This window comes from Calidifontibacillus oryziterrae, assembly GCF_000331575.1.
GTDB lineage: Bacteria > Bacillota > Bacilli > Bacillales > Bacillaceae_J > Calidifontibacillus_A > Calidifontibacillus_A oryziterrae.
In genome coordinates, this window is record NZ_KB223527.1 from 740,522 (window position 1) to 763,693 (window position 23,172).

Sequence of the window (23,172 nt, forward strand, 5' to 3'; positions counted from 1 at the left end):
ATTATTTAAATAAAAGCTAATATAACTAAAGAACCGAGCATGATAGCTAAAAAGTTTACAACTTCATTATTAAATAGTCTTAATCCTTGTTTATATTGGGTTTTCATCCCACAATGCTTCCTTTTTTCTGTGACCAAATAACACGACGGACAATAATAAGTAACCTGAACAGTGGCACCAAGGAATGTATCAACCAAATTACCTAAAAACCCTGCTAAAGCAATTAATAAAGCTATAGTCAATGATACCTCGTTCCATAAAAAATAGCTAACGATTCCGATCAATAGCGCTCCAAAAAATGCTGCTATTGTTCCTAGAAGTGACATTGCCCCAGACGTCCCTGCCTCTACTTGTTTCAGGGAAAGAAGATGTACAGGCTTCTTACGGCTGAGCGAACCTATTTCCGATGCCCATGTATCAGAATTGGCGGTTGCTAGTGCCGCAATAAAAATAAAAAGAAATAGGTCATTTTTTATAAAAGCAAAGCCAATGCTAGCAATTGCCGGCAAAAGTCCATTTGCCAATACCTGGTATCCATCTCTTTTCCCGCCTTTTTCATTTCTTTCGTCAGCCGATCTTTTTCGTTCCCGTTTAAATCGACTCCAAAAGCTTGATGTTACGAAGAAAGCACCTATTAAAAATAACCCTTTTATCCCCGTGCCCAGTACAATTAAAAAGCTAATTAAGAGTGCAACAATCCCACCGGAAACTGATAAAGCCTGGAACCTATACCCACCATAAACACCAAGAATGAGAGCTAATACTCCTACTATTTCACTACTTGTTATGTACATAAAATGACCTGCTCATTTGTAATAATCATCCCTATCGTACGGTCATGATCTTCCATTGGTATTGCATCAATAAGTTGTAGATCAAAAGCAAGCGAAATTGTTTTCCCTTTATATTTAGATAGAAAACGATCGTAATAACCACCACCAAACCCTAAACGGTGACCTTTTGTGGTGAAAGCAAGGCCTGGAACAATTAATAAGTCTAGTTCTTGTGGTATCACCATAGTTGTTTTATCCTCGATAGGCTCTTCTAATTGCGAATACACAACCTCTAGCTGTTCAAAGGATTCGATTATCCGGAACGTCATCTCTCTTCCAACCGGATCACATTTTGGTATAGCAATTTTCTTATGTAACTCCCAGCCTTTTTCAATAATAGACCTCGTATAAACCTCTTTATCTCTTGAGATTGTAATACCAACTGTTTCGGCATCCTTCCATTCATTCAGACTATAAAGGGAATTCGCAATTTTGTCAGACCAAGCTTTATATAAATCTTCTGTCATGTTTTCTATCTTTTCCTTCATCATCTTGCGAAGCAGTTGCTTTTGCATTTACACATCTCCCTCTCGCTTGTTTTATACTATCATAATAGTATTGATCAAAAAAAAACAGTAGGAAGAATATCCCTACTGTTTTACTTAGTTTCACGATGTAAAGTGTGAGTTTTGCAAGATGGACAATATTTTTTAAGCTCAATACGCTCTGTATTATTCCGCTTATTTTTTGTTGTAATATAGTTACGATGTCCGCTTTCTGTGCAAGCTAGTGTAACATTGACACGCATGTATTTCCCTCCAGACCTATATTTCAAAGTTTATTTACGGTATTTAGCCTTCGTCATAAAAAATGTGTAAAATTGACGATTACTCAGACTTAAATATAATATCAAATACCATGAAATTATTCAACCCTTATTTGTTTCATCGGTTTTATCTTATATATCAGTTCATTTTCAATAAAGTCGCTTATAAGCCAATCAGGGTCGTTTTTTATGATATTATTTAACAAATTTACTTCTTTTATAGTAGCGCCAAATGCAACCCAATAAAACCCATGTTTAATCTCATAAGGTAACATTTTTGCTTCTAAGGAGAAAGCACTTTTCACCTTGCCAGTAGAAATCGGGTTAAAGTTTAACCGGCCATTTTCTACATCCAATACGTTACGAACTGATAGATCATCCTTTTGTACAGTTGTATACTGTGAAATTCCTTTATTATCGATTACACCATTGAACAGTATACAACGCCCCTGACTTTCATGATATAAATTTCTATCCCCTAAACTAAAGAAAGTAGTGCCGCTATAATCAAAATCTTGTTGGAAAAATAACCTCAAATCCTGTTCTATTTTTGCATTATTGTGAATGGTAATTTTTCTGAAAAATAAATTTGTGTGAAAATATTCCTCTATTTCAAGCATTAATGAATGTCTACTACTCATAGCAGTTATATATGTCGATTGCTTATTCATTCTTTTATTTATATTGTTATCCCAGATTAATTCTTGGTCCCATTCTAGGCCATTATGTTTATTCCAAATTGCAAAAGTTTGGCGACAGACGAATTTAGCTGAATTTTCTTTATTGGCATTTCCAAGACAAATATTTCGCATTTGTAGACCGTCATACAACATTACACCTATATTCCGATTCGTTAATTTTCCATTATTCATAAAACGCACCCTTAATAATAATTTTTATTTGAATCTTCGAAAGCGTTTGCGAACTCTTGTAAAATCTAGCTTTTTAATTTCTTTAATCATATCACCATATAAACCACTACTACAATGAGGTGATTTTGTCGAAAAATCCAAATAGTTGGTAGAGAACGATTGACTTTTGAATATATTTTTTTAAATCATAGCTTTCGACAATACGCGTTAATTTTTTTATAGATTATTTAGCAAAATACTACAAAAAAGGCTATAATGAAGTAAGTGTAAGCAATATGTGAATTGGAGTGAGAGCTTAATGATTTCACTAGAGACAGCCATCATTGGTCTATTCTCTTTTTCAATTGTTTTATTAGTGCTATCTTTTTTTCAAAAAGACAAATATAAAGAGCTTGAAAGTCAAATTGAAACATTAACAATGACTGTTATGCAGGAAAATTATCAACTTAAAAAGAAAATGAAAGTTTTGGAAGAAGAACTTTTAGTAAACGAAAACTATACTGTACCACTTAGTGAAAAGGCAATTCGTGAAATGCAAGAATAATTTAAATAGAAGAGGATGAAACGGATGGCAAATAATTCTTTAAGAAGCTTTGCTTCAGGGATGATCATTGCTACTTCCATCTTTACAGCTATCTATTATTTTCAACCTGCCGAGGGCGGTGAAAAAACAATAGAAGAAGTGCGGACTATTACAGAGGAAGAAGTCCAGCAATATTTAGAAAATAAAAACTATATATCGATCCCGAAGCAGACATACGAGGAGCTAATGGAAAAACAAAATACGACTGATTTAAAATCTAAGGATAATCCTGAGGCCACTGATAAAGCATCTGAACAACTACTAGGCGGGAACACTGCTGCAGGTAATGAAGAAACCTCAAACAATAATAAGAAGTATGCAGAAGAGTCTACAAATTCAAAGCCCGTTACATATAAACTTGAAGTGGTGCGTGGTATGAATAGCATTCAAATTGCTAAGCAGCTTGAAAAGGCAGGAATTGTGAAAAGTAGCGAGGAATTTGAACAGTTCCTACTGAACAAAAAATGGAATCGTTCGATCCAAATTGGCACATATGATTTAAGCAATGAAATGTCATATGAAGAGATCGGTAGAATTATTACGAAAAAATAAGAAAAAGCCCTAATGGGCTTTTTTGTTTTAGCTATTTAAATTATATCGGATGCCTTTTACTAAATAGAAAACTCCTTCGGATATGTTTGTAGCATAATCAGCAATTCTTTCCACTGATTTAGCTACAAATGTTAACTGGGTAATCGTATTTATTATCTCTTTATCATCAGCTGCCATTTGCAAGCATTTTTGAATTGTTTCTCCATAAAGCTTATCAACCTCATCATCCATATCAGCTATTTTTTTGGCTAATACAACATCTTCATCAAGATAAGCTTTTAACGATAATGAAAGCATCTCAGATGCGACATCCACCATCTTTTGCAATGACGGTATCGACGCGTGCTTGGATGTATCACTAACCCTTATTGCTGATTTAGAAATATTTACAGCGTAATCTGCTACTCGTTCTAACTCTGAGGAAATTTTAAGAGCAACAATAATCCGTCTTAAGTCGATTGCAACAGGTGATTCCCTTGCGATTAACAGAATGGCTAAATCATTTATATCTTCTTCAAGATGATCGATATAAGAATCTTCATCGATAACTTGAATAGCACTTTCAACATCCTTATCGTGTAACGCTCTTATTGATTTCTCAAAAGCTTCCTTAGCTAAGTTTCCAAGCTCTAATAACTGTTCATTTAAATGATGTAATTTTTGATCGAAATTTTCTCTAAGTGCCATCCCCGTCTCCACTCCTTATTATTTGTTTATCCGAAACGTCCCGTGATATAATCTTCCGTTCTTTTATCACTAGGACTTGAAAAAAGTCGATCAGTCCCATCATATTCAATTACTTCGCCAGTTAGAAAAAATGCTGTTCGATCTGAAATTCTAGCAGCTTGTTGCATATTATGGGTGACGATTACAATACTGTAATGTTCCTTCAGCTGCTGACATAATTCTTCAATTTTTAATGTTGAAATTGGATCAAGGGCAGATGTTGGTTCGTCCATTAAAATAACGTCGGGTTCGATCGCTAAACATCTTGCAATACAAATACGTTGTTGCTGTCCACCTGATAATCCATAGGCATTTTCATGTAACCTGTCCTTTACCTCATCCCAAATAGCTGCCCCACGAAGACTTTTTTCAACAATCTCATCGAGAACCTTTTTATTTCGTATTCCATGAATCTTTGGGCCATAAGCAATGTTTTCATAAATAGACTTTGGAAATGGATTGGGTTTTTGAAAAACCATACCTACTCTTGTACGTAATTCTTCTACGCGATACGATTTATCAAAAATGTTTTTGCCTCGATATAAAATATCCCCAGATGTACGAACCGTCGGAATCATTTCAATCATTCGGTTTAATGTTTTTAAATATGTGGATTTTCCACAACCTGAAGGTCCGATAATAGCGGTAACCTCGTTTTCATAAATTGGTAGTGTAACGTGCTTCAGAGCATGGTCTTCCCCATACCAAAGATTTAAATCCTTTGTATCAAATACTATGTTTTTGATCGCGACTTTTTCTGTTACTTGCTTTTCATTAACTTTCACTTTTATTTGCTGAACGTTTTTGCTCAACTCTTTATCATCCTCTTGACAATAGATTTCTCCATCAACCTCAGTAGCTACTGGATTTTTTTCAATAGTAGTAGTCATTACTAACACAGCCCCCTAATATCTCTTTTGGAATTTGTTTCGGATTAGAATGGCAACAGAATTCATAATAAACAAGACAAGTAACAAAACAACAATTGTTGCTGCAGCTAGATTGGCATATTCTTTCGTTAAGACTGAATCAATTGTCCAATAATAAATTTGGATTGGCAATGCAGAGAAGTTATCCATAATACCATCTGGAACAGGCAAGAGTAATGCAGGTATACCTAGTACAACGAGTGGTGCTGTTTCACCAATTGCACGGGAAAGTGCTAAAATAACTCCTGTTAAAATCCCTGGTAACGCTGCTGGTAACACAATATTTTTAATCGTTTGCCACTTTGTTGCTCCCATTCCATAGGATGCTTCTCGTAAAAAGCTTGGAACAGCCCGGATCGATTCTTGGCTAGCAACGACAACGATTGGTAACACAAGTAACGACATCGTAAGTCCACCAGCTAAAATACTAGATCCTAAATGAAACATTCTTGCAAATACGGTTAAGCCTAAGAGTCCAAAAATAACTGAGGGAACACCCGCTAAATTAGTAATATTCGTTTGAATAAACGCTTGAACTTTGCCCTTTTTCGCATATTCTTCAAGATAAATAGCTGTACCTACTCCTAAAAATAAAGTGACAGGTGTGACAACAGCCATTAACCACAAAGTACCAATAATTACACCTTTGATCCCAGCTTTTTCCGCGAACATAGACAGTTTACTAGTTAAAAATTGAAGATCAAGCCAACCAATACTTTGAATAACTACACGATAAATTAAGATTCCAAGCACGATTAGCGCAAAAATAGTTGATAGAAAAAAAAGGAATTTAAAAGCTATATTTAAAAACAAACGTTTGTTCGTTCTTTTGGATACAAAATCATAATTAATATAATTCATGTTAATATTCCTCCCTAAATTTACGAGAAATATATTGCGCTACTAAATTCATAACTAATGTGAATATAAATAAAGTTAGTCCTACAGCATAAAGGCTATAATAACCAACTGTACCACTACCTGCATCTCCACTTGTAAACTCAACGATATACGCAGTCATTGTTTGCATTGGTTGGGTAATATCAAGGGTAAATACTTTATTCGAACCACTTGCTATCGCAACAATCATCGTTTCTCCAATTGCACGAGAAATCGCTAATACAAATGAAGCAACGATTCCAGATATGGCAGCAGGTATGACAACCTTCATCGTCACTTCAAACTTCGTTGCACCAAGAGCAAAGGCTCCTTCCCGCATTGAGTTTGGCACTGCACTCATTGCATCCTCCGATAGAGATGCAACAAGTGGAATAATCATAATTCCCATCACAATGCCGGGACTAAGCGCATTTACAGGTTCTAATGCTGGAATAAGTTGTCTTAATATTGGAGTTACAAATGTTAGTGCAAAAAAACCAAAAACGATCGTTGGAATGCCTGCGAGAACTTCAATAATAGGTTTTAACTTTTTTCTTACACGTTCTGACGCATACTCACTTAAAAAAATCGCTGTTGTTAACCCAATCGGAATGGCTACTAACATCGCAATTAATGTGGTAAGAATTGTAGCGTTCATTAATGGAAGAATTCCAAATGAAGGATCATTACCTAATGGTTTTAAAACCTTACCCGTATAAAACTCAATGAATGGAACTTCTTTAAAAAACAAAACAGCCTCAAAAACTAATGTAAATAAAATACCTATCGTTGTTAAAACTGAAATAGATGCTGTTAAAAAAAGCACGATTGGAACTGACTTTTCAATATATTTATTCCTTTTTCCACTTTTGCTTTTATCCAGAAACTCGCGAACATTGACTGTTTTCCCCATAAAAGCTTCCCCTTCCTAAACCGATTCATAATACATCAACAAGAAGATGAGAGTTTTCAGTTTTTCTCTCATCTTCTCGGTTTTACGTTCTTCTTTCAATCTACTATTCTATGATCTATTATTGCAGCGCATTTAATTGTTCTAAATAGCTGTTTAGTGTTGCTTCTGGAAGTGGAGCGAAGCCAGTTTCTCCAGCAAAATCATCTGCCATCGTTACAACATATTTAGCATAGTCTAATACTTGTGGCTTTTCTTTAGCATATTTTGCATTCAAATATGTGAATACCGGACGTGTAAACGGAGCATATGCGCCATCTTCTGCAATCGTATCTAACGATGGCTCAACCGGACCACTTCCAAAGTCGATGGCAACAGCCTGTAATTTATCAGTATTGTTAGCATAGTAACCATATCCGAAGAAAGCTATTGCGTTTTTATCTTGTGAAACAAGATCAACTAGCGTTGAGTATTCTTGTTGAAGATTAACTGTAGAAACTAACGGTTGTTCCTCAAGAATTGTTTCATAGAAAAATTCGTATGTTCCATGATTTTCGTTTGGACCATTAAATTTGATTTCTTCAGCTGGCCAATCAGGACGAATGTCAGACCATAAAACCTTATCATCACCTTTATATTTTCCAGCGATAAACATATTCACAACTTCTTCTTGAGTCATTTCTTTTGCCCATGTATTTTCTTTATTGATAACAATCGTTAATCCATCAAGGGCAACTTTAAATTCTAAAACGTCGTCACCAAATTTCAGACCTTGTTCTTCAAGCTGTGCTATTTCTTCATCTTTAATCTTTCTTGAAGCGTCAGAGAAATCTGTTTCACCTGGGATAAACTTTTTAAACCCTGCTGATGACCCAGCACGACCAACTTGAACACTTACGTTTTCCTCTTTCGTTGTCATATATTCTTCTGCTATACGAGCCATCAATGGATATACTGTTCCAGAACCATCAACAATTACATCTCCTTCTAATACCGTTGCTTCTTGATCTGGTTGTTCACTGTTTGCCGGAGTTTGTTCCTCATTCGCTGTGTTTGCGCCGCCACATGCAGCTGTGAAAATTACTAGAGTTGACATAACAAGCATTAAAAGAAGATTTTTTACATTTTTCATTTTCTAGGTCCCCCTAATTTGTTTTCTTTCAATTTCCCCTTCAAAGAAAACTTTAATAGTTTTCTGTAAACTGCGTATTAACTGAATGTAAAGCTTTTGTAAATAGAAAAAATGTGCTGAAAATTATTACAAAAAACAATAAAAAAGAACACTTAACTAAGTGCTCCTTTCCTTAAATAGGTGAACGGCCCTCGCCGTCTATTAAACGACGTCTTTTAATAAACGGTATTTTCTCACCTTCGTTATTCTTTTGTTTTCTTGTTTCGATATTTTTTATGAAAAAGTATATGATTAAATGCCCAGCACCGATAAAAATCAATAACCCAGGAATACCCTGCTCCTCATTAAATAGCGATATCGATAATAAAAATAACAAAATTGAAACAATTCTCCCTGAATTCAAATAAAGTTCACGAATAACAATATATTCAATTCGCATTTCTGCAGCCTGCCACGCCTTACCAATGACATCATAGGTTAATGACATGTATGGTACTAATAAAATAGGATAGGCAATTGCAATTACTACTGCATAAGTAATTAATTTTGCAAACGTAAGCTCAAAAATCACTAAAAATATTGATAAATATAACAATATCCCCCCAGTTAATATTGCTTTTTTGCGATTGTTCTTCTTAATATATTTCGTTGCTAGAAAATAAAAAATGAATGCAACTGCTGAATTTACTAAACCGAATGTTCCTAACGCTAGTTCACTTTTCGTAGTGATAAAAACCCACATACTAATGATAAATATGAACGATCCTTCTCTTATTCCTTGAAAAAAGGTTGCGTATAGGATCGCGTTCCAATCTTTGTTTTTCTTTCTTTCAAGGAAAATCCTCTTAAATGAGTAATTACCTTTTGCTGGCCTTCTATGTAATAAAAAACTTAGTAAAACTGCACCTATAAATAAGCTTAATGAGATGCTAAATATAACCGTATAACCTTTAAATTTTGGCAAGCTAGAAATGATCCAGCCTGCTACTATCGGACCTATCATTCCTGCCAAGGATGATAACACCCCAAAAAAGCCGTTAAAAAAGTCTCTTGTCTCGGGTTCAGTAATTTCAAACGTTAATACATTAAATGCTAACCAATAAAAGCCATATCCAATCCCTAATAAACCACCTAATAGCAGCAAGAAACTTGACGCTTTATCGTTAATAAATAATACCAATATATAAAAACATGACAAAAAGATTACCCCTAACCGTAAAACAAACACTCGATCAACGCGTTTTGCCCACTTTCCCGCAAGTATAAAGGATAATGGCTGCAAAATAACAATTGCTAAGTTATATAATGCAATGTCTCTAAACTCCCCTGACTGCTTCCACAGAAAAACATTCACGAAAGTATTGGATAATGCAATGCTTAATGAATATAACCCTCCGATTACTAATAGTAAAATTAAACTTTTATCAACTTCTTTATTACCAGTTACTTTTTTTATCATTTGAATCATTGTTTACTCCCCTTTATGTTCTAAGGCTTATCGTTCCTCAACTATTTCGTTGATATGCACTATTTAAAATGTGACTGAATTGTGACTTTTCTTACTGAAACTTTTTAACAATTTTCGTATGGTAATAAAGATGGAAAAGTAAAAAAGATGTTTTAAGGGGGTATATATATGTATCAAGAAGCAGCTTGGTTTACCACTATTATTTTTTGTTTTACTATTATCGGCATCTTTATTTTTGTTTTATTTAATGCAGGGACTCGAGAAGATTACGAGCCAGTAAAAAAACAATGGTATCGCTTCCGCAACCTTTATTTCTTAGCATTAATTGCAGTACTCGGTATTGCAACCGCTGTTACTCTTCAAGATCTTCCTTTTGACAGAGCTAAAGCACAAAGTGATCAGGAAGTTGTCGATGTAAAGGCTATGCAATTTGCTTTCCAATTATCAAAAAATGAATTTAAGGTTGGGCAACCGATTGAATTTAAAGTCACAAGTTCAGATGTAAATCATGGTTTTGGGATTTATGATGAAAACATGATTGTCCTTGCTCAAACGCAGGCAATGCCTGGATATACGAATTCTGTCTATTATACATTCGTGAAACCAGGAACATATAAAGTATTGTGCTTAGAGTATTGTGGGCTTGCCCATCATGTCATGCAGGCAGAAATCACTGTTAAATAAAAGAAAAATATTTTGGGGGTGTACGAAATGAATACGATCATTTCTGATGCTGTAGATCGTTCTACGAGAAGAACTGTTATTTTCCCTACATTATTAGGTGGCGGACTAATTTTACTCATGATGATTATCGGTTTGCTTATGCTATTAAACCAAGGAGAATTAATTCAAATTTCCGACGGTTTTTTCTATAAAATTATGACTCTTCATGGTACTGGGATGGTTGGCGCAGGAGCATTAGCTGGAGCTGCCATTATGTGGTATTTCCTTAGCCAATACGTTAGCTTAAATAAAGGAATTTTAACAGCAAATGTCGTTTTATTTTTAATTGGGGTAGTTATGGTTCTTATTAGTATTTTTGTATTTGACTTCGCTGCAGCTTGGACGTTCCTTTATCCCTTACCGGCAATTTCCGGTGGAATGTGGGGAGTAGCTGGTGCCACATTTTATCTTGGCGGAATGACAGTAATTGGGGTTGGGTTTCTTTTATTTTATCTAGAAACATCAAGAGCAATTATTAAAAAATATGGAAATTTAGGTAATGCACTAGGCTGGCCGCAAATATTCGGCAAAAAAATGAAGGAAGAACTTCCACCTACTGTAGTCGCAAGTACAATGGTGTCAATCGTTAATATTACAGCACTTATTGCTGGGGCAGCAGTTCTCATCATGAGTATCATTAATGTTTTCAATCCTAGCTTTACAATTGATCCGTTATTAGCGAAAAATCTTATTTATGCATTTGGCCATATTTTTGCAAACTCTATCATTTATATGGGTGTAATTGCTGTTTATGAAGTTTTGCCAAAGTATACGGGTAGACCGTGGAAAGCATATGGCGTATTTTTAATAGCTTGGAATATGTCTACATTATTCACGATTATAATTTACCCGCACCATTTATTAATGGACTTTGCAATGCCAAAATGGATGCTGATAGTAGGACAAGTTCTTTCATATTGTAATGGGCTTCCTGTTCTTGTTGTTACAGCATACGGGGCGTTAATGATTATTTATAGATCAGGTATTAAATGGGATATGACTTCAAGCTTTTTCTTTGTATCGATGTTCGGTTGGGTAATTGGTGTTGTACCAGCAATTGTTGATGCGACAATTGCTATTAATCATGTTATGCATAATACAAAGTGGGTGCCTGGCCATTTCCATATGTACATGGGAATTGGCGCTTGTTCCATGATTTTTGGATTTATATATTATTTATTAACTGTACAAGGATTAAAAAAGGAAACGCACGTTGATAAACTTTCATTTTGGCTTTATATATTATTTTTCTTAGGTTTAACGGGATCTTTCTTATATAGCGGAAAAGTAGGTGCTCCGAGACGTTGGTCACAGCACTTTCCTGAATGGGTAAGACCCGATCAAATTGGTGCAGCTTTTGCCGTGTTAATTATAATCGCAACTTTAGTATTTATTTTACGACTAGCAATGAAATCAAAGTATTTTGGATCTGACATAACTGAAAAACGAACTGGAAATGATCTGCATGCGTAGTAAAATTTCGATTTTGCTTGTATTGATAACGGGACTTTTTGTCATGTGGATAGGAACTGACGGGCTTCAAGCGTTTACGGCGGAAAAAGCCCGTCGTGTTCATATAACTGAAAATATGCCCACTCTACCTAGTGTTAGCTTTGAAGATAGTAATGGTAACATATTTCAAATTGATGACTTCAAGGATAAAATCGTCCTAGCCACATTTATATATACGAGTTGTGGTGATGTTTGTCCAATAATAGAAATGAAATTTAAAGAAGTATATGACAGTATTCCAAAGGAACATCTTGGAAAAGACATTGTTTTTATAAGTTTTAGCTTCGACCAAATTCGTGATACACCAGAAAAGTTAAAGCACTATGGAATTCATTTTGGTGTTGATGAGGTTACGTGGAAGATGGCTCGTTTTAAGGATATTGAAGATCAGCAGTCCTTTTTAGATTTAATTGGAGTAATTGTTATTCCAACTGAAAATGGTGGATTTGAACATAATTCAGCTATTTATATGATTAATGAAAATGGACAGCTTGTCGATATTTTTGATTATCAATATCCTGATAAAATTATTAATAAAGTGAACTCAATAGTTGAAACCACCTAGACTTTTTAGATTGTGGGGTAAAAAGGATGGTTAAAAGAAATTTATCATTTGGTGTTTGTTTGTTAATACTTTTGTCACTTCCGTCAATTAAAGAACTAATGGAATCATCTATGGTTGGTCAAATGATTGTACAGCTTCCATTACTCATATTATCTGGATTTCTTATTGGAAAAGCCGTTAAAACAAAAATACCAGTTGATCAAAAAGGCTTTAATAATGGTGGAATTTCTGGAATGCTACTTGCTATTTTCACGATTTTATTTTGGTTGCTACCGCGATCAATTGATGCATCGATTAATGATGAAATGTTTTCAATCGCAAAATTTACGACACTTCCATTGTTAGCAGGATTTCCAATTGCTTTAAGTTGGGAAAGATTGCACATTAATGGCCGAAATTTCATCTGGGCAAACCTTATTTCGATGCTTGTTGTTATGGGGTGGCTTTATTTAAACTCTCCCGTAAGGCTATGTAATAACTACCTGCTAGACCAACAAGTCTCTTTAGGAAAAACATTTCTCTTTCTAACAGGAGTATTAATTATTTCCGGTATTTTCCGTTCTTTTATGGTTGACCATCGTACAAACTAATTGTATACGATGAAAACAATTATTTGTTTTCCAACCATATAATCCGGGGTGTGAAAGCATGAATAAAAGTAAATTAGTATTACCCATTACAACGGTCGCAATGGCATTTTCATTTTTAACTTGGTCTGTTATATCTCCATTGGCAAATATGTTTCAGGAAATTTATCATTTAACTGCAACAGAAAAAAGTATCCTTGTTGCGATTCCTGTGCTTTTAGGATCAATTATGAGAATTCCACTTGGTATTTATACTGACCGTTACGGTGGTAGGAAACTGTTTACGGGTCTATTACTTTTCACAATCATTCCACTCATTGGTGCGGGATTTGCGGATTCGTTTGGAATCCTTTTATTCTGGGCATTTTTTATTGGAATGGCAGGAACTTCGTTTGCCATTTCAGTTACGTTTGTTTCAAAATTTACACCACCTGAAAAGCAAGGAACAGCTTTAGGTATAAATGCTTTGGGAAACATTGGTACAGCCTTAGCCGGGTTTACAATCCCTTCGATTGCAGCATCATTTGGAGTAGAATGGGCATTTTGGGGACTGATAATTCCCACGGTCATTATCGCATTGTCGATTTGGTTTGGTACACCTGAAACACCTAAGCCTACGGAAAATAAAACAATATTAGGAGCTTTATCTGTACTAAAGTATGGTCACACATGGACACTGTCCCTGTTTTATTTCGTTACGTTTGGTGCCTTTGTCGCATTAGGAATTTATTTACCAACATTACTTATCGACTTATACGGATTAACAGCAGTAGATGCCGGCTTCAGAGCCGCGGTTTTTGTAGTAGTGGCAACAGCAGTCAGACCCATCGGTGGATTCTTAGGCGATAAAATTGGAGCCGGTCGTGTGTTAACATATGTATATTTAAGTATTACACTGTTTGCTCTATTAATCGCTTTTACAATGGAAAACATTGCGATTATGACAATAGCATGCTTAATAATTGCCGTCATGGTCGGACTTGGTAATGGTTCTGTTTTCAAATTAGTTCCACAATTATTTCCAAAAGATACTGGTACTGTAACTGGTATTGTTGGAGCTTGGGGTGGCTTAGGTGGTTTTTTTCCACCGATCCTAATGGGTATCGTTAAGGATATAACAGGTACCTACATTTTGGGTTTTATCCTTTTATCCGCTATTGCCTTCGTTTGTTTTTTTATTAACCGATTGGTTTTTGACCGCCGTAAAAAGCAACAATTAGCAGACAATATAGCATAAAAAAACTCCTAAGTTGAATGCTTGTAGATTTAACCGCCTACAAGTTAATTCAACAGGAGTTTTTCCTTATAAAATCATTTAATATTTAAATTGTTATTTCGCCGAATTAAATCTTTTTGTAACCTCTTCCCAATTAACGACATTCCAAAATGCGCTAATATAATCTGGACGACGGTTTTGATAATTTAAATAGTATGCATGCTCCCATACATCTAGACCTAGGATAGGTGTTTTCCCTTCCATCAATGGTGTATCCTGATTAGGAGTACTAGTTACTTCAAGCTGTCCATTATTAACAACTAACCATGCCCAACCTGATCCAAATCTTGTTGCAGCTGCTTTTGCGAATTCTTCCTTGAACTTATCAAAGCTGCCAAACTTTTGATTGATTGCATCTGCTAAATCACCAGTAGGTTCTCCGCCACCATTAGGGCTCATAACTGTCCAGAATAAGCTGTGGTTTGCATGACCACCCCCATTGTTTCTAACCGCTGTGCGAACAGCCTCAGGAACTGCATCAAGGTTAGCCATTAAGTCTTCGATAGATTTACTCAATAATTCTTCATTTCCTTCAAGAGCAGCATTCAAATTAGTTACGTATGCATTATGGTGTTTCGAATGGTGAATCTCCATTGTTTTTGCATCAATATGTGGTTCTAATGCATTGTGTTCATACGGTAAAGATGGTAATTCAAATTTTGTCATCTTAAACTCCTCCTTAAATTTATGTAATCTGGAACCCTTGTTTTACAACATACTATATATTTAAGTTTAAAAAGTTCCTCGATATTTACACTACCATTTTTACCATTCATTTTCAAATAAAAAGCTTAGAGCTAGCGAGACAACAAGTTTATTCTATCCATTTTATCTTTTCTCTATGCTATTGAATAGATAACTTTTTTATTTGTGACTGGTTTTGTTGGTCATGGCTTTATTGTCATGGTTTTGTTGTCATACTTTTATTATCTGATTTCATTGCTTTATTGTCCGGAATTGCCGCTTTATTGTCCGATTTTATTGCTTTATTGTCCGGAATCGCCACTTTATTGTCCGATTACCTTTTTTTGGAAAAATATAGTTATCCAGTTACTGATTTCACTATTTTTTTAATCTCTAGAACAAAAAAACACCGTAAGTGGTGTTTTTTGGGATGGCTCGAGACAGAATCGAACTGCCGACACGAGGATTTTCAGTCCTCTGCTCTACCGACTGAGCTATCGAGCCATAATAATATTTAACTTACAACTTTATACTCCACTTGCAAAACGTCCTCTGTCCCTTCCTCTTCTAGCTTATTCTTTGATGCTTATGCGTCGGGACAACTCGCAGCTGATTCGCTGATGTGGTGCTCGTTGCTCTACCGACTGAGCTATCGAGCCATAATAATATTTAACTTACAACTTTATACTCCACTTGCAAAACGTCCTCTGTCCCTTCCTCTTCTAGCTTATTCTTTGATGCTTATGCGTCGGGACAACTCGCAGCTGATTCGCTGATGTGGTGCTCGTTGCTCTACCGACTGAGCTATCGAGCCATAATAATATTTAACTTACAACTTTATACTCCACTTGCAAAACGTCCTCTGTCCCTTCCTCTTCTAGCTTATTCTTTGATGCTTATGCGTCGGGACAACTCGCAGCTGATTCGCTGATGTGGTGCTCGTTGCTCTACCGACTGAGCTATCGAGCCATAATAATATTTAACTTACAACTTTATACTCCACTTGCAAAACGTCCTCTGTCCCTTCCTCTTCTAGCTTATTCTTTGATTGCAATGCGTCGGGACAACTCGCAGCTGATTCGCTGATGTGGTGCTCGTTGCTCTACCGACTGAGCTATCGAGCCATAATAATATTTAACTTACAACTTTATACTCCACTTGCAAAACGTCCTCTGTCCCTTCCTCTTCTAGCTTATTCTTTGATGCTTATGCGTCGGGACAACTCGCAGCTGATTCGCTGATGTGGTGCTCGTTGCTCTACCGACTGAGCTATCGAGCCATAATAATATTTAACTTACAACTTTATACTCCACTTGCAAAACGTCCTCTGTCCCTTCCTCTTCTAGCTTATTCTTTGATGCTTATGCGTCGGGACAACTCGCAGCTGATTCGCTGATGTGGTGCTCGTTGCTCTACCGACTGAGCTATCGAGCCATAATAATATTTAACTTACAACTTTATACTCCACTTGCAAAACGTCCTCTGTCCCTTCCTCTTCTAGCTTATTCTTTGATGCTTATGCGTCGGGACAACTCGCAGCTGATTCGCTGATGTGGTGCTCGTTGCTCTACCGACTGAGCTATCGAGCCATAATAATATTTAACTTACAACTTTATACTCCACTTGCAAAACGTCCTCTGTCCCTTCCTCTTCTAGCTTATTCTTTGATGCTTATGCGTCGGGACAACTCGCAGCTGATTCGCTGATGTGGTGCTCGTTGCTCTACCGACTGAGCTATCGAGCCATAATAATATTTAACTTACAACTTTATACTCCACTTGCAAAACGTCCTCCGATAATTATAAATGGTGGACCCTGCAGGACTCGAACCTGCGACCGATCGGTTATGAGCCGATAGCTCTAACCAGCTGAGCTAAGGGTCCTTATTAAGTATTTTAAATGGATGGGGCGACTGATGGGAATCGAACCCACGAATGCCGGAGCCACAATCCGGTGCGTTAACCACTTCGCCACAGTCGCCAAAAAGTGATTATTAAAAATAGCGGCGGAGGGAATCGAACCCACGACCTCACGGGTATGAACCGTACGCTCTAGCCAGCTGAGCTACACCGCCGTATGTGGCTCCACAGGCAGGATTCGAACCTGCGACCGATCGGTTAACAGCCGATAGCTCTACCACTGAGCTACTGTGGAATAAATCATTAGCGACATTTTTTAATATAACAAATATCAAGTTGAATGTCAATATTCCTCTTACAGGTTTTATACTATAATCGTAGTTTGAAAATATCACACAACTTCTTAATTATATATCAGAATGTATTTTTTTAAAATGTAAATATTGCATCTTAGAAAATAACTGTATAATAGTAGTAGTTCAAGAAAGGACGTGAAATTGTAACGATGAATATATTTAAACAATTCACCAAAAGCCTATATTCACCTAAAGATATGGCCTTATTTCGCTATCAAGGAATAGGTAAAACAATTGGTTTTGTATTCTTACTAATGTTTATATCAAGCTTAATTATTAGTATTTCTCTTGGAAATAGCTTTTTGAATTTCGCCAGTCTTGCTCAAGAAAAGTTTGCCACAGACATACCAGACTTTGTACTTTCTGATGGTACACTTCAAGCCGATATAAATAAGCCAATTATAAATGAAAATAGCGATTTCACTTTTATATTTGATACTACAGGGCAAATAACAATAAACGATGTATCCAAGTATCAAAATGCACTAGCGTTACTTAAAAAAGAAATGATTATCGCAAGTGAATCGCAACAACCGCAACAGATTCCTTATTCTACACTTGGTGATTTAAAAATTTCTAAAGAAGATGTAACAAGCTTTGTTAATTCTCTTGATACAATCATTTTAGTTTTTCTTCCTATAGCATTTATTTTTTTATACTTATTCACTGCGTTTATGAAATTTATCGGAATCTCTTTTCTAGCTGTCATCGGATTAATTTTATCTACACAAACAAATCGAAAGCTACAATACCGTAATTTATGGATTTTATCTGCCTATGCAGTAGCGATCCCAACAATCTTTTTTGCCATAATTGATGCATTAAAAATTTTTATTCCATTTTCTTTTTTACTATATTGGTTAACAGCCACGATAGTTTTATACTTAATAATTAAAGAAATTCCAAAACCTAAATCCCAAGATATAGCATAATAAGCGGCTTATGGCTGCTGTTTTTTTTATAGAGTTTATTGAAATCTATCATAATCACCCAAAGACAAGCATATGATCTTTACTAATATCAACAACAAGGTTTAACAAAGCTAAAATATTTAAAATGGGTGAAAAAAATGAGAAAATTAATCGGTACTCTAGTATTCCTTTTTGTTCTATATGTTGTGTATTATGACTTAAGTCAAGGAACATTAACAAATCCAACATCTGTTGTTTTAGTCGGAACCAATAATAGCGACCAAACTGAAGTGGATGAACCAATTCAAAAAGAGCTTGAAACTAGTTATAAAAGTGAGCCTCGTGAGCTTGAGCCTGAACTCTATTTTCAAGAAGTGAAAGTAACCGCTGGACAAACGGTCCTATCAGTCGTTGAACAAATGCACAATGGCCCAATTCCCGTTTCAATTTCTCAATTAGTTGCTGATTTCCAACTACTTAACCCAAATGTAGAACCAGAAAAGATTCAAATTGGTAAAGTTTATAAATTCCCTGTATATAATGAAGAGTAATCCCTGCTCCTTCCTTAAATCTAAACCGTAGGATTATTTTTACTTGTCATTTTTTTTATTACATTGATACAATGAGGTAGTGTATACAAAAAATGAAGGAGCGATTCATGTGCATGGTGAAATAACACATCGTACAAAAACTCGTCCTATTAAAGTAGGAAATTTAACAATTGGCGGTAATAATGAAGTAGTTATTCAAAGTATGACAACGACAAAGACACACGATGTTGAAGCTACAGTTGCTCAAATTAAACGTTTAGAAGAAGCTGGCTGTCAAATTGTTCGGGTTGCATGCCCAGATGAAAGGGCTGCAAATGCGATTCCTCATATAAAGAAGCAAATCAATATTCCCTTAGTTGTGGATATTCATTTTGACTACCGACTTGCATTAAAAGCAATTGAGGGCGGAGCGGATAAAATTCGCATTAATCCAGGAAATATTGGAAAACGCGAAAAGGTTGAAGCTGTTGTAAAAGCGGCTAAAGAAAAAGGAGTCCCAATTCGCATTGGCGTCAATGCAGGCTCTTTAGAAAAAAGGATACTAGATAAATATGGGTATCCAACAGCTGATGGTATGGTTGAAAGTGCTCTGCACCACATTAAAATATTAGAGGATCTTGATTTCCATAATATTATTGTTTCTTTGAAAGCTTCTGATGTTAACTTAGCAATTGAAGCTTACGAAAAAGCTTCTAAAGCTTTTGACTATCCTTTACATTTAGGAATTACTGAATCAGGCACATTATTTGCAGGGACAGTAAAAAGCGCTGCCGGATTAGGAGCCATTTTAAGCAAAGGCATTGGTAATACAATTCGTATTTCTTTAAGTGCAGACCCAGTTGAAGAAGTAAAAGTTGCTAGAGAATTGTTAAAATCATTTGGGCTTGCAGCAAATGCAGCAACCTTAATCTCTTGTCCAACCTGTGGGCGTATTGAAATTGACTTAATCAGCGTAGCAAATGAAATTGAAGATTATATCTCTGCAATTAAAGCACCAATTAAAGTAGCTGTTTTAGGTTGTGCGGTAAATGGTCCGGGAGAAGCTAGGGAAGCCGATATCGGTATTGCAGGAGCTCGGGGTGAAGGACTATTGTTCCGGCATGGGGAAATCGTCCGAAAAGTTCCGGAAAACATTTTGGTTGATGAGTTAAAAAAGGAAATCGACATACTTGCAGAAGAGTATGCTATGAAACAAAAATAATTGAAACAAAAATAATTGATATTTCGCCTTAATCTGAAAATAAAGACTATATATATTTCAATATTTAATACAGAAGTGCATAACTATAACATTTTAGAAAAAAGAGCTTGTCCACAACTTAGGACAAGCTCTTTGTATTTTGTAAAAAATTTTAATAATAAAACGGTCTAACAAACAAGGCAATCAGCATTGATACTGCACCAATACCAATAGCCCAACTACCAAGACCGGTTGCTCCTCTACGGCGTGCGATAAACCCTACGATGATCCCAGCAGCCCCCATTAGAACAGGCGCGAAAAATAGTGACAACAAGGAAAGCGCAAGCGCAATTGCCCCCATTCCTGCTCCACCTGTTACTTCTTCAGTTGCTCTGTCTAATCTTGGAGCAACCTCAGCGGCTGTTTCTTCCATAAAATTGTTATCGTCTTGTCGTTCGCTTTTTTCTTGAAATTCATTTTTTTTATCGTTAAACATTTCTTCTGCCATTCAATATCCCTCGCTTTCCTAAATTGAGGAGCATTTATATTATTGGCATAAAAAGCGATGAACATTTATGACAAAGTTTATCAATTTTGGGTTGCAAAATACTTTTGACCATAAAACAAAATACTTCATATGATAGTAATGTGCTTATTACCATCAGGAGGTTTTAATAAAAATGAATCCTTTTATTCAACAAATGATTAATCAAAAAATAAATACAATTACTGTTAATGAGTTAATCAAACACGGACGGACGTATAATATAATCCTTACTCCAAATGATGCATCAAAAATCATTAAAATATTAAAAACAGAACCCTATATAGATATTCAGGACGATGAACAACATAAAAGACTTATCAAAAAAATAGGTAAGGACGTAAGTCTAGATGTTGCCAAAAAAGCAAATGAACTTTTAAACCAATTTAAGAAAATGATGTAAGGTTCTCATGTTTGATGATGTAAGAAGTGAGAACCCTTTGTCTCTTAATTTATTGTTTTTTTATTTTTTCTAATAAGTCTGGTACAAAATTCTCTTGTCTTAGCATTTCAATTTCATATCTATATGGTGGCTTTTGATTCTTTTTATCGTCGCCAACATAAGGAGTTTCAAGAATTTTTGGTATATCTTTTAATTGTGGATGGTGTACAATTTTGCATAAAGCCTCAAATCCAATTTTCCCAAAACCAATATTTTCATGGCGGTCTTTTCGGGCACCCCGCTCATTTTTACTATCATTAATGTGAAGAACCTTTAACCGGTCAATGCCAATAATCCGATCAAATTGCTCTAACACACCATCAAAATCATTAATTATGTCGTAGCCTGCATCATGTGTATGGCATGTATCAAAGCAAATAGAAAGCCTTTCATTCAGCCTCACACCATCAATTATTTGTGCAAGCTCCTCAAAGGAACGGCCGCATTCTGAGCCTTTTCCAGCCATGGTTTCTAATGCTATGCTTACATTTTGATCTTTTGTAAGAACTTCATTTAGCCCTTCAATTATTTTTTCAATACCTTTTTCTGGCCCCGCTCCAACATGCGCTCCAGGATGGAGAACAATTTGTTTTGCACCAAGCGCCTCGGTTCGTTCAATTTCTGAGCGCAAAAAGTTTACCCCAAGCTCAAATGTTTCATTTTTTTCAGAATTGCCAATGTTAATAATATAAGGAGCATGAACAACTATTTGTTCAATACCATTTTCTTTCATATGCTTTAAACCTGCTTCAATGTTTAATTCTTCAATTGGTTTTCTCCTAGTGTTTTGTGGAGCACCTGTATAAATCATAAAAGTATTAGCTCCATAGGATGCTGCTTCTTCACTTGCCGAAAGTAACATGTTTTTTCCGCTCATTGATACATGAGAGCCAATTTTAATCATAATTCTCCCCCCAAAATCCTATCCTAATTTTACTTTTCCCGATTCATTTTCCTTCTTTGCTTCTTTACATACTTGTCAATTTCCTGTTTTCTTTTCTTTTTATAACCAGGTTTTACCTGTTTTTGTTTGCGAATGATTTTACCTGCTACCTTTTCAAGTTCCTGTTGCTCGCTTTTTCTTTCCTTTCTTTTTTCGCGGGCACCTAAATCAATCCATTCTTCATTCCTTAAGTCGCCATGTTGAAATTGTATCCCCATTTTCTCTAAACGATCTAACGAATCCTGATCACGAAGTTCATAGATTGTTACAGCAACTCCTGAGTATCCTGCTCTTGCTGTTCTTCCAACCCGATGTACATAAAAGTCTAAATCGGCAGGTAATTCGTAATTTATAACATGACTTACACCTTCTATATCAATTCCTCTAGCAGCCAAATCTGTAGCAACAATATATTGATATTCCAAGTCTCGAATTCGCTTCATCATTTGTTTTCTTTCTCTTGGTGTTAAATCTCCATGAATTCGCCCAACCTTTAACCCTTTTTCAAGTAAGCCATCGGCAACTTCATCAGCCATCTTTTTCGTATTTGTAAATATTAACGCTATGTAAGGGTTAAAATAACGAGCTAATTCAAACACGATCGTGACCTTATTCCGATGTCGTAAAGGTATTAACAAATGTTGAATTTTTTCTGCTGCGATTTGTTTAGGAGCAACATGAGTAAATGTAGGGTTTTCTAAATATTTTTTCAAAAACGGCTTTAGCTTCTCAGGTATTGTTGCCGAAAAAACAAGAATTTGTAAATCTTGTCCCATCCTCCCTGCAATTTGATCGACTTCTTGAATAAATCCCATATCAAGCATTAAGTCTGCTTCATCTACGATAAGCGTTTTCGTAGTGTGGACAAATAAAGCTTGTTCCTTTACTAAATCGTTAATTCGACCAGGTGTGCCAACTACTATTTGCGGCTGTACCTTTAGTTTTTCAATAGTCCGCTGTTTGTCAGTTCCACCAATAAACAATTTCGCCGTAATCGACTCATCTCTTGGCGCAAATTCTATGAGCTTCAGAACTTCCTCAAAGATTTGCGTCGCTAACTCTCTAGTCGGCGCGGTAATGACCACCTGTACTTGTTCTTTAGTCGGATTGATATTATTTACAACTGGCAATAAATAGGCATGTGTTTTCCCGGTACCAGTTTGTGATTGGCCAATTGCACTTTGGCCATTTTGAATCGTTGGGATAATTCGTTCCTGAATTTCAGTTGGTTCATAAAAACCTAAATGATCGATAGCCTCTAAAATAAATGCTTTAAAACCAAATTTGTTAAATTTTATTTTGCTCATATGATAAATCCCCTTGTATTTCAATTTCCTTTTCTTCATTCATATACATATTTCATAGTATAAGGTAAACAAATGAAAGACA

The 23,172-nt window shown here is 35.7% G+C and carries 25 protein-coding genes and 5 tRNA genes; 11 read left to right on the forward strand and 19 right to left on the reverse strand.

Annotated elements, in window-relative coordinates; translation table 11 throughout:
* Positions 1-5: 5 nt before the first annotated feature.
* The 4 genes from D612_RS0112290 to D612_RS0112305 form a co-directional block, all read right to left on the reverse strand.
* Complete coding sequence (locus tag D612_RS0112290) at positions 6-794, reverse strand: DUF92 domain-containing protein (RefSeq protein ID WP_017755785.1); 789 nt, start codon at positions 792-794, stop codon at positions 6-8.
* On the reverse strand, positions 785-1,348 hold the full coding sequence (locus tag D612_RS0112295; protein WP_017755786.1) for a 5-formyltetrahydrofolate cyclo-ligase: 564 nt from the start codon (positions 1,346-1,348) through the stop codon (positions 785-787). Before D612_RS0112295 ends, D612_RS0112290 begins: the two co-directional genes overlap by 10 nt.
* Before the next feature lie 83 nt (positions 1,349-1,431).
* Positions 1,432-1,581 (reverse strand): 50S ribosomal protein L33, encoded by a 150-nt coding sequence (rpmG, locus tag D612_RS0112300; RefSeq protein ID WP_017755787.1) that lies wholly within the window; start codon positions 1,579-1,581, stop codon positions 1,432-1,434.
* A gap of 116 nt (positions 1,582-1,697) precedes the next feature.
* Positions 1,698-2,471, reverse strand: coding sequence for a hypothetical protein (locus tag D612_RS0112305; RefSeq protein WP_017755788.1), 774 nt, complete (start codon positions 2,469-2,471; stop codon positions 1,698-1,700).
* Positions 2,472-2,769: 298 nt separating this feature from the next.
* On the opposite strand from D612_RS0112305, the gene D612_RS0112310 reads away from it, so the two are divergent.
* Positions 2,770-3,015, forward strand: coding sequence for a hypothetical protein (locus D612_RS0112310; protein ID WP_017755789.1), 246 nt, complete (start codon positions 2,770-2,772; stop codon positions 3,013-3,015).
* 24 nt (positions 3,016-3,039) lie between these two features.
* Positions 3,040-3,606 carry an MltG/YceG/YrrL family protein gene (locus tag D612_RS0112315; protein ID WP_017755790.1) on the forward strand — a complete coding sequence of 189 codons (567 nt, stop codon included), beginning with the start codon at positions 3,040-3,042 and terminating at the stop codon, positions 3,604-3,606.
* Between the two features lie 27 nt (positions 3,607-3,633).
* On the opposite strand, the gene phoU is transcribed toward D612_RS0112315, so the two are convergent.
* The 6 genes from phoU to D612_RS0112345 form a co-directional block, all read right to left on the reverse strand.
* Positions 3,634-4,293, reverse strand: coding sequence for a phosphate signaling complex protein PhoU (gene phoU / locus D612_RS0112320; protein ID WP_017755791.1), 660 nt, complete (start codon positions 4,291-4,293; stop codon positions 3,634-3,636).
* Between the two features lie 26 nt (positions 4,294-4,319).
* Positions 4,320-5,222, reverse strand: coding sequence for a phosphate ABC transporter ATP-binding protein PstB (pstB, locus tag D612_RS0112325; protein ID WP_017755792.1), 903 nt, complete (start codon positions 5,220-5,222; stop codon positions 4,320-4,322).
* A 15-nt stretch (positions 5,223-5,237) separates the two neighbouring features.
* The gene (pstA, locus tag D612_RS0112330) at positions 5,238-6,122 is read right to left on the reverse strand and encodes a phosphate ABC transporter permease PstA (protein WP_017755793.1); all 885 of its coding nucleotides are present in this window, start codon (positions 6,120-6,122) and stop codon (positions 5,238-5,240) included.
* Position 6,123: 1 nt separating this feature from the next.
* Positions 6,124-7,053 carry a phosphate ABC transporter permease subunit PstC gene (gene pstC, locus D612_RS0112335; protein WP_017755794.1) on the reverse strand — a complete coding sequence of 310 codons (930 nt, stop codon included), beginning with the start codon at positions 7,051-7,053 and terminating at the stop codon, positions 6,124-6,126.
* A 118-nt stretch (positions 7,054-7,171) separates the two neighbouring features.
* Positions 7,172-8,182, reverse strand: a complete 1,011-nt coding sequence (locus tag D612_RS0112340; RefSeq protein WP_017755795.1) for a PstS family phosphate ABC transporter substrate-binding protein — start codon at positions 8,180-8,182, stop codon at positions 7,172-7,174.
* Positions 8,183-8,354: 172 nt separating this feature from the next.
* The gene (locus D612_RS0112345; protein ID WP_017755796.1) at positions 8,355-9,650 is read right to left on the reverse strand and encodes an MFS transporter; all 1,296 of its coding nucleotides are present in this window, start codon (positions 9,648-9,650) and stop codon (positions 8,355-8,357) included.
* A 168-nt stretch (positions 9,651-9,818) separates the two neighbouring features.
* On the opposite strand from D612_RS0112345, the gene D612_RS0112350 reads away from it, so the two are divergent.
* The 5 genes from D612_RS0112350 to D612_RS0112370 are packed head-to-tail and all read left to right on the forward strand — an operon-like array spanning position 9,819 to position 14,274.
* A complete protein-coding gene (locus D612_RS0112350) occupies positions 9,819-10,334 on the forward strand; it encodes a cupredoxin domain-containing protein (protein ID WP_017755797.1) in 516 nt (171 codons plus the stop codon).
* Positions 10,335-10,361: 27 nt separating this feature from the next.
* On the forward strand, positions 10,362-11,846 hold the full coding sequence (locus D612_RS0112355) for a cbb3-type cytochrome c oxidase subunit I (protein WP_017755798.1): 1,485 nt from the start codon (positions 10,362-10,364) through the stop codon (positions 11,844-11,846).
* Positions 11,839-12,450: an SCO family protein gene (locus D612_RS0112360; RefSeq protein ID WP_017755799.1), complete on the forward strand. Its 612-nt coding sequence runs from the start codon at positions 11,839-11,841 to the stop codon at positions 12,448-12,450. Before D612_RS0112355 ends, D612_RS0112360 begins: the two co-directional genes overlap by 8 nt.
* A gap of 26 nt (positions 12,451-12,476) precedes the next feature.
* A complete protein-coding gene (locus D612_RS0112365; protein WP_017755800.1) occupies positions 12,477-13,040 on the forward strand; it encodes a hypothetical protein in 564 nt (187 codons plus the stop codon).
* Positions 13,041-13,098: 58 nt separating this feature from the next.
* Complete coding sequence (locus tag D612_RS0112370; protein ID WP_017755801.1) at positions 13,099-14,274, forward strand: MFS transporter; 1,176 nt, start codon at positions 13,099-13,101, stop codon at positions 14,272-14,274.
* 93 nt (positions 14,275-14,367) lie between these two features.
* On the opposite strand, the gene D612_RS0112375 is transcribed toward D612_RS0112370, so the two are convergent.
* The 6 genes from D612_RS0112375 to D612_RS0112400 all read right to left on the reverse strand — a co-directional run bounded on the left by D612_RS0112375 (position 14,368) and on the right by D612_RS0112400 (position 17,151).
* Positions 14,368-14,979, reverse strand: coding sequence for a superoxide dismutase (locus tag D612_RS0112375; protein ID WP_017755802.1), 612 nt, complete (start codon positions 14,977-14,979; stop codon positions 14,368-14,370).
* Positions 14,980-15,428: 449 nt separating this feature from the next.
* Positions 15,429-15,501: transfer RNA gene (locus D612_RS0112380), tRNA-Phe, on the reverse strand.
* Between the two features lie 1,302 nt (positions 15,502-16,803).
* A tRNA-Ile gene (locus D612_RS0112385) sits at positions 16,804-16,880 on the reverse strand.
* A gap of 21 nt (positions 16,881-16,901) precedes the next feature.
* Positions 16,902-16,977, reverse strand: a tRNA-His gene (locus D612_RS0112390).
* A 20-nt stretch (positions 16,978-16,997) separates the two neighbouring features.
* Positions 16,998-17,071 (reverse strand) — tRNA-Met (locus tag D612_RS0112395).
* Positions 17,072-17,076: 5 nt separating this feature from the next.
* Positions 17,077-17,151, reverse strand: a tRNA-Asn gene (locus D612_RS0112400).
* A gap of 210 nt (positions 17,152-17,361) precedes the next feature.
* Between D612_RS0112400 and D612_RS0112405 the strand changes: the two genes are divergently transcribed.
* The 3 genes from D612_RS0112405 to ispG all read left to right on the forward strand — a co-directional run bounded on the left by D612_RS0112405 (position 17,362) and on the right by ispG (position 19,875).
* On the forward strand, positions 17,362-18,144 hold the full coding sequence (locus D612_RS0112405; protein WP_017755803.1) for a DUF1189 domain-containing protein: 783 nt from the start codon (positions 17,362-17,364) through the stop codon (positions 18,142-18,144).
* 137 nt (positions 18,145-18,281) lie between these two features.
* Positions 18,282-18,674, forward strand: a complete 393-nt coding sequence (locus D612_RS0112410) for a hypothetical protein (protein WP_017755804.1) — start codon at positions 18,282-18,284, stop codon at positions 18,672-18,674.
* Positions 18,675-18,795: 121 nt separating this feature from the next.
* A complete protein-coding gene (gene ispG / locus D612_RS0112415) occupies positions 18,796-19,875 on the forward strand; it encodes a flavodoxin-dependent (E)-4-hydroxy-3-methylbut-2-enyl-diphosphate synthase (RefSeq protein ID WP_154649528.1) in 1,080 nt (359 codons plus the stop codon).
* 151 nt (positions 19,876-20,026) lie between these two features.
* Here the strand turns inward: ispG and D612_RS0112420 are convergent, their stop codons facing one another.
* On the reverse strand, positions 20,027-20,362 hold the full coding sequence (locus tag D612_RS0112420; RefSeq protein WP_017755806.1) for a hypothetical protein: 336 nt from the start codon (positions 20,360-20,362) through the stop codon (positions 20,027-20,029).
* A gap of 172 nt (positions 20,363-20,534) precedes the next feature.
* On the opposite strand from D612_RS0112420, the gene D612_RS0112425 reads away from it, so the two are divergent.
* Positions 20,535-20,801 (forward strand): DUF2624 family protein, encoded by a 267-nt coding sequence (locus D612_RS0112425; protein ID WP_017755807.1) that lies wholly within the window; start codon positions 20,535-20,537, stop codon positions 20,799-20,801.
* A 49-nt stretch (positions 20,802-20,850) separates the two neighbouring features.
* On the opposite strand, the gene D612_RS0112430 is transcribed toward D612_RS0112425, so the two are convergent.
* Both D612_RS0112430 and D612_RS0112435 read right to left on the reverse strand, forming a co-directional pair.
* Positions 20,851-21,744, reverse strand: coding sequence for a deoxyribonuclease IV (locus D612_RS0112430; RefSeq protein WP_017755808.1), 894 nt, complete (start codon positions 21,742-21,744; stop codon positions 20,851-20,853).
* Between the two features lie 29 nt (positions 21,745-21,773).
* Complete coding sequence (locus D612_RS0112435) at positions 21,774-23,090, reverse strand: DEAD/DEAH box helicase (protein WP_017755809.1); 1,317 nt, start codon at positions 23,088-23,090, stop codon at positions 21,774-21,776.
* Positions 23,091-23,172: the final 82 nt, after the last annotated feature.

Bases quoted from the DNA above. Each gene is read 5' to 3' on its own strand.
- D612_RS0112310 (WP_017755789.1), top strand. From the start codon at position 2,770: ATGATTTCACTAGAGACAGCCATCATTGGTCTATTCTCTTTTTCAATT.
- D612_RS0112405 (WP_017755803.1), top strand. From the start codon at position 17,362: ATGAATATATTTAAACAATTCACCAAAAGCCTATATTCACCTAAAGAT.
- D612_RS0112350 (WP_017755797.1), top strand. From the start codon at position 9,819: ATGTATCAAGAAGCAGCTTGGTTTACCACTATTATTTTTTGTTTTACT.
- D612_RS0112420 (WP_017755806.1), bottom strand. From the start codon at position 20,362: ATGGCAGAAGAAATGTTTAACGATAAAAAAAATGAATTTCAAGAAAAA.
- phoU (WP_017755791.1), bottom strand. From the start codon at position 4,293: ATGGCACTTAGAGAAAATTTCGATCAAAAATTACATCATTTAAATGAA.
- D612_RS0112410 (WP_017755804.1), top strand. From the start codon at position 18,282: ATGAGAAAATTAATCGGTACTCTAGTATTCCTTTTTGTTCTATATGTT.
- D612_RS0112370 (WP_017755801.1), top strand. From the start codon at position 13,099: ATGAATAAAAGTAAATTAGTATTACCCATTACAACGGTCGCAATGGCA.
- D612_RS0112365 (WP_017755800.1), top strand. From the start codon at position 12,477: ATGGTTAAAAGAAATTTATCATTTGGTGTTTGTTTGTTAATACTTTTG.
- D612_RS0112290 (WP_017755785.1), bottom strand. From the start codon at position 794: ATGTACATAACAAGTAGTGAAATAGTAGGAGTATTAGCTCTCATTCTT.
- D612_RS0112340 (WP_017755795.1), bottom strand. From the start codon at position 8,182: ATGAAAAATGTAAAAAATCTTCTTTTAATGCTTGTTATGTCAACTCTA.
- D612_RS0112345 (WP_017755796.1), bottom strand. From the start codon at position 9,650: ATGATTCAAATGATAAAAAAAGTAACTGGTAATAAAGAAGTTGATAAA.
- D612_RS0112435 (WP_017755809.1), bottom strand. From the start codon at position 23,090: ATGAGCAAAATAAAATTTAACAAATTTGGTTTTAAAGCATTTATTTTA.
- D612_RS0112425 (WP_017755807.1), top strand. From the start codon at position 20,535: ATGAATCCTTTTATTCAACAAATGATTAATCAAAAAATAAATACAATT.
- pstB (WP_017755792.1), bottom strand. From the start codon at position 5,222: ATGACTACTACTATTGAAAAAAATCCAGTAGCTACTGAGGTTGATGGA.
- D612_RS0112315 (WP_017755790.1), top strand. From the start codon at position 3,040: ATGGCAAATAATTCTTTAAGAAGCTTTGCTTCAGGGATGATCATTGCT.
- D612_RS0112375 (WP_017755802.1), bottom strand. From the start codon at position 14,979: ATGACAAAATTTGAATTACCATCTTTACCGTATGAACACAATGCATTA.
- D612_RS0112360 (WP_017755799.1), top strand. From the start codon at position 11,839: ATGCGTAGTAAAATTTCGATTTTGCTTGTATTGATAACGGGACTTTTT.
- pstC (WP_017755794.1), bottom strand. From the start codon at position 7,053: ATGGGGAAAACAGTCAATGTTCGCGAGTTTCTGGATAAAAGCAAAAGT.
- D612_RS0112305 (WP_017755788.1), bottom strand. From the start codon at position 2,471: ATGAATAATGGAAAATTAACGAATCGGAATATAGGTGTAATGTTGTAT.
- D612_RS0112430 (WP_017755808.1), bottom strand. From the start codon at position 21,744: ATGATTAAAATTGGCTCTCATGTATCAATGAGCGGAAAAAACATGTTA.
- D612_RS0112295 (WP_017755786.1), bottom strand. From the start codon at position 1,348: ATGCAAAAGCAACTGCTTCGCAAGATGATGAAGGAAAAGATAGAAAAC.
- pstA (WP_017755793.1), bottom strand. From the start codon at position 6,122: ATGAATTATATTAATTATGATTTTGTATCCAAAAGAACGAACAAACGT.
- rpmG (WP_017755787.1), bottom strand. From the start codon at position 1,581: ATGCGTGTCAATGTTACACTAGCTTGCACAGAAAGCGGACATCGTAAC.
- D612_RS0112355 (WP_017755798.1), top strand. From the start codon at position 10,362: ATGAATACGATCATTTCTGATGCTGTAGATCGTTCTACGAGAAGAACT.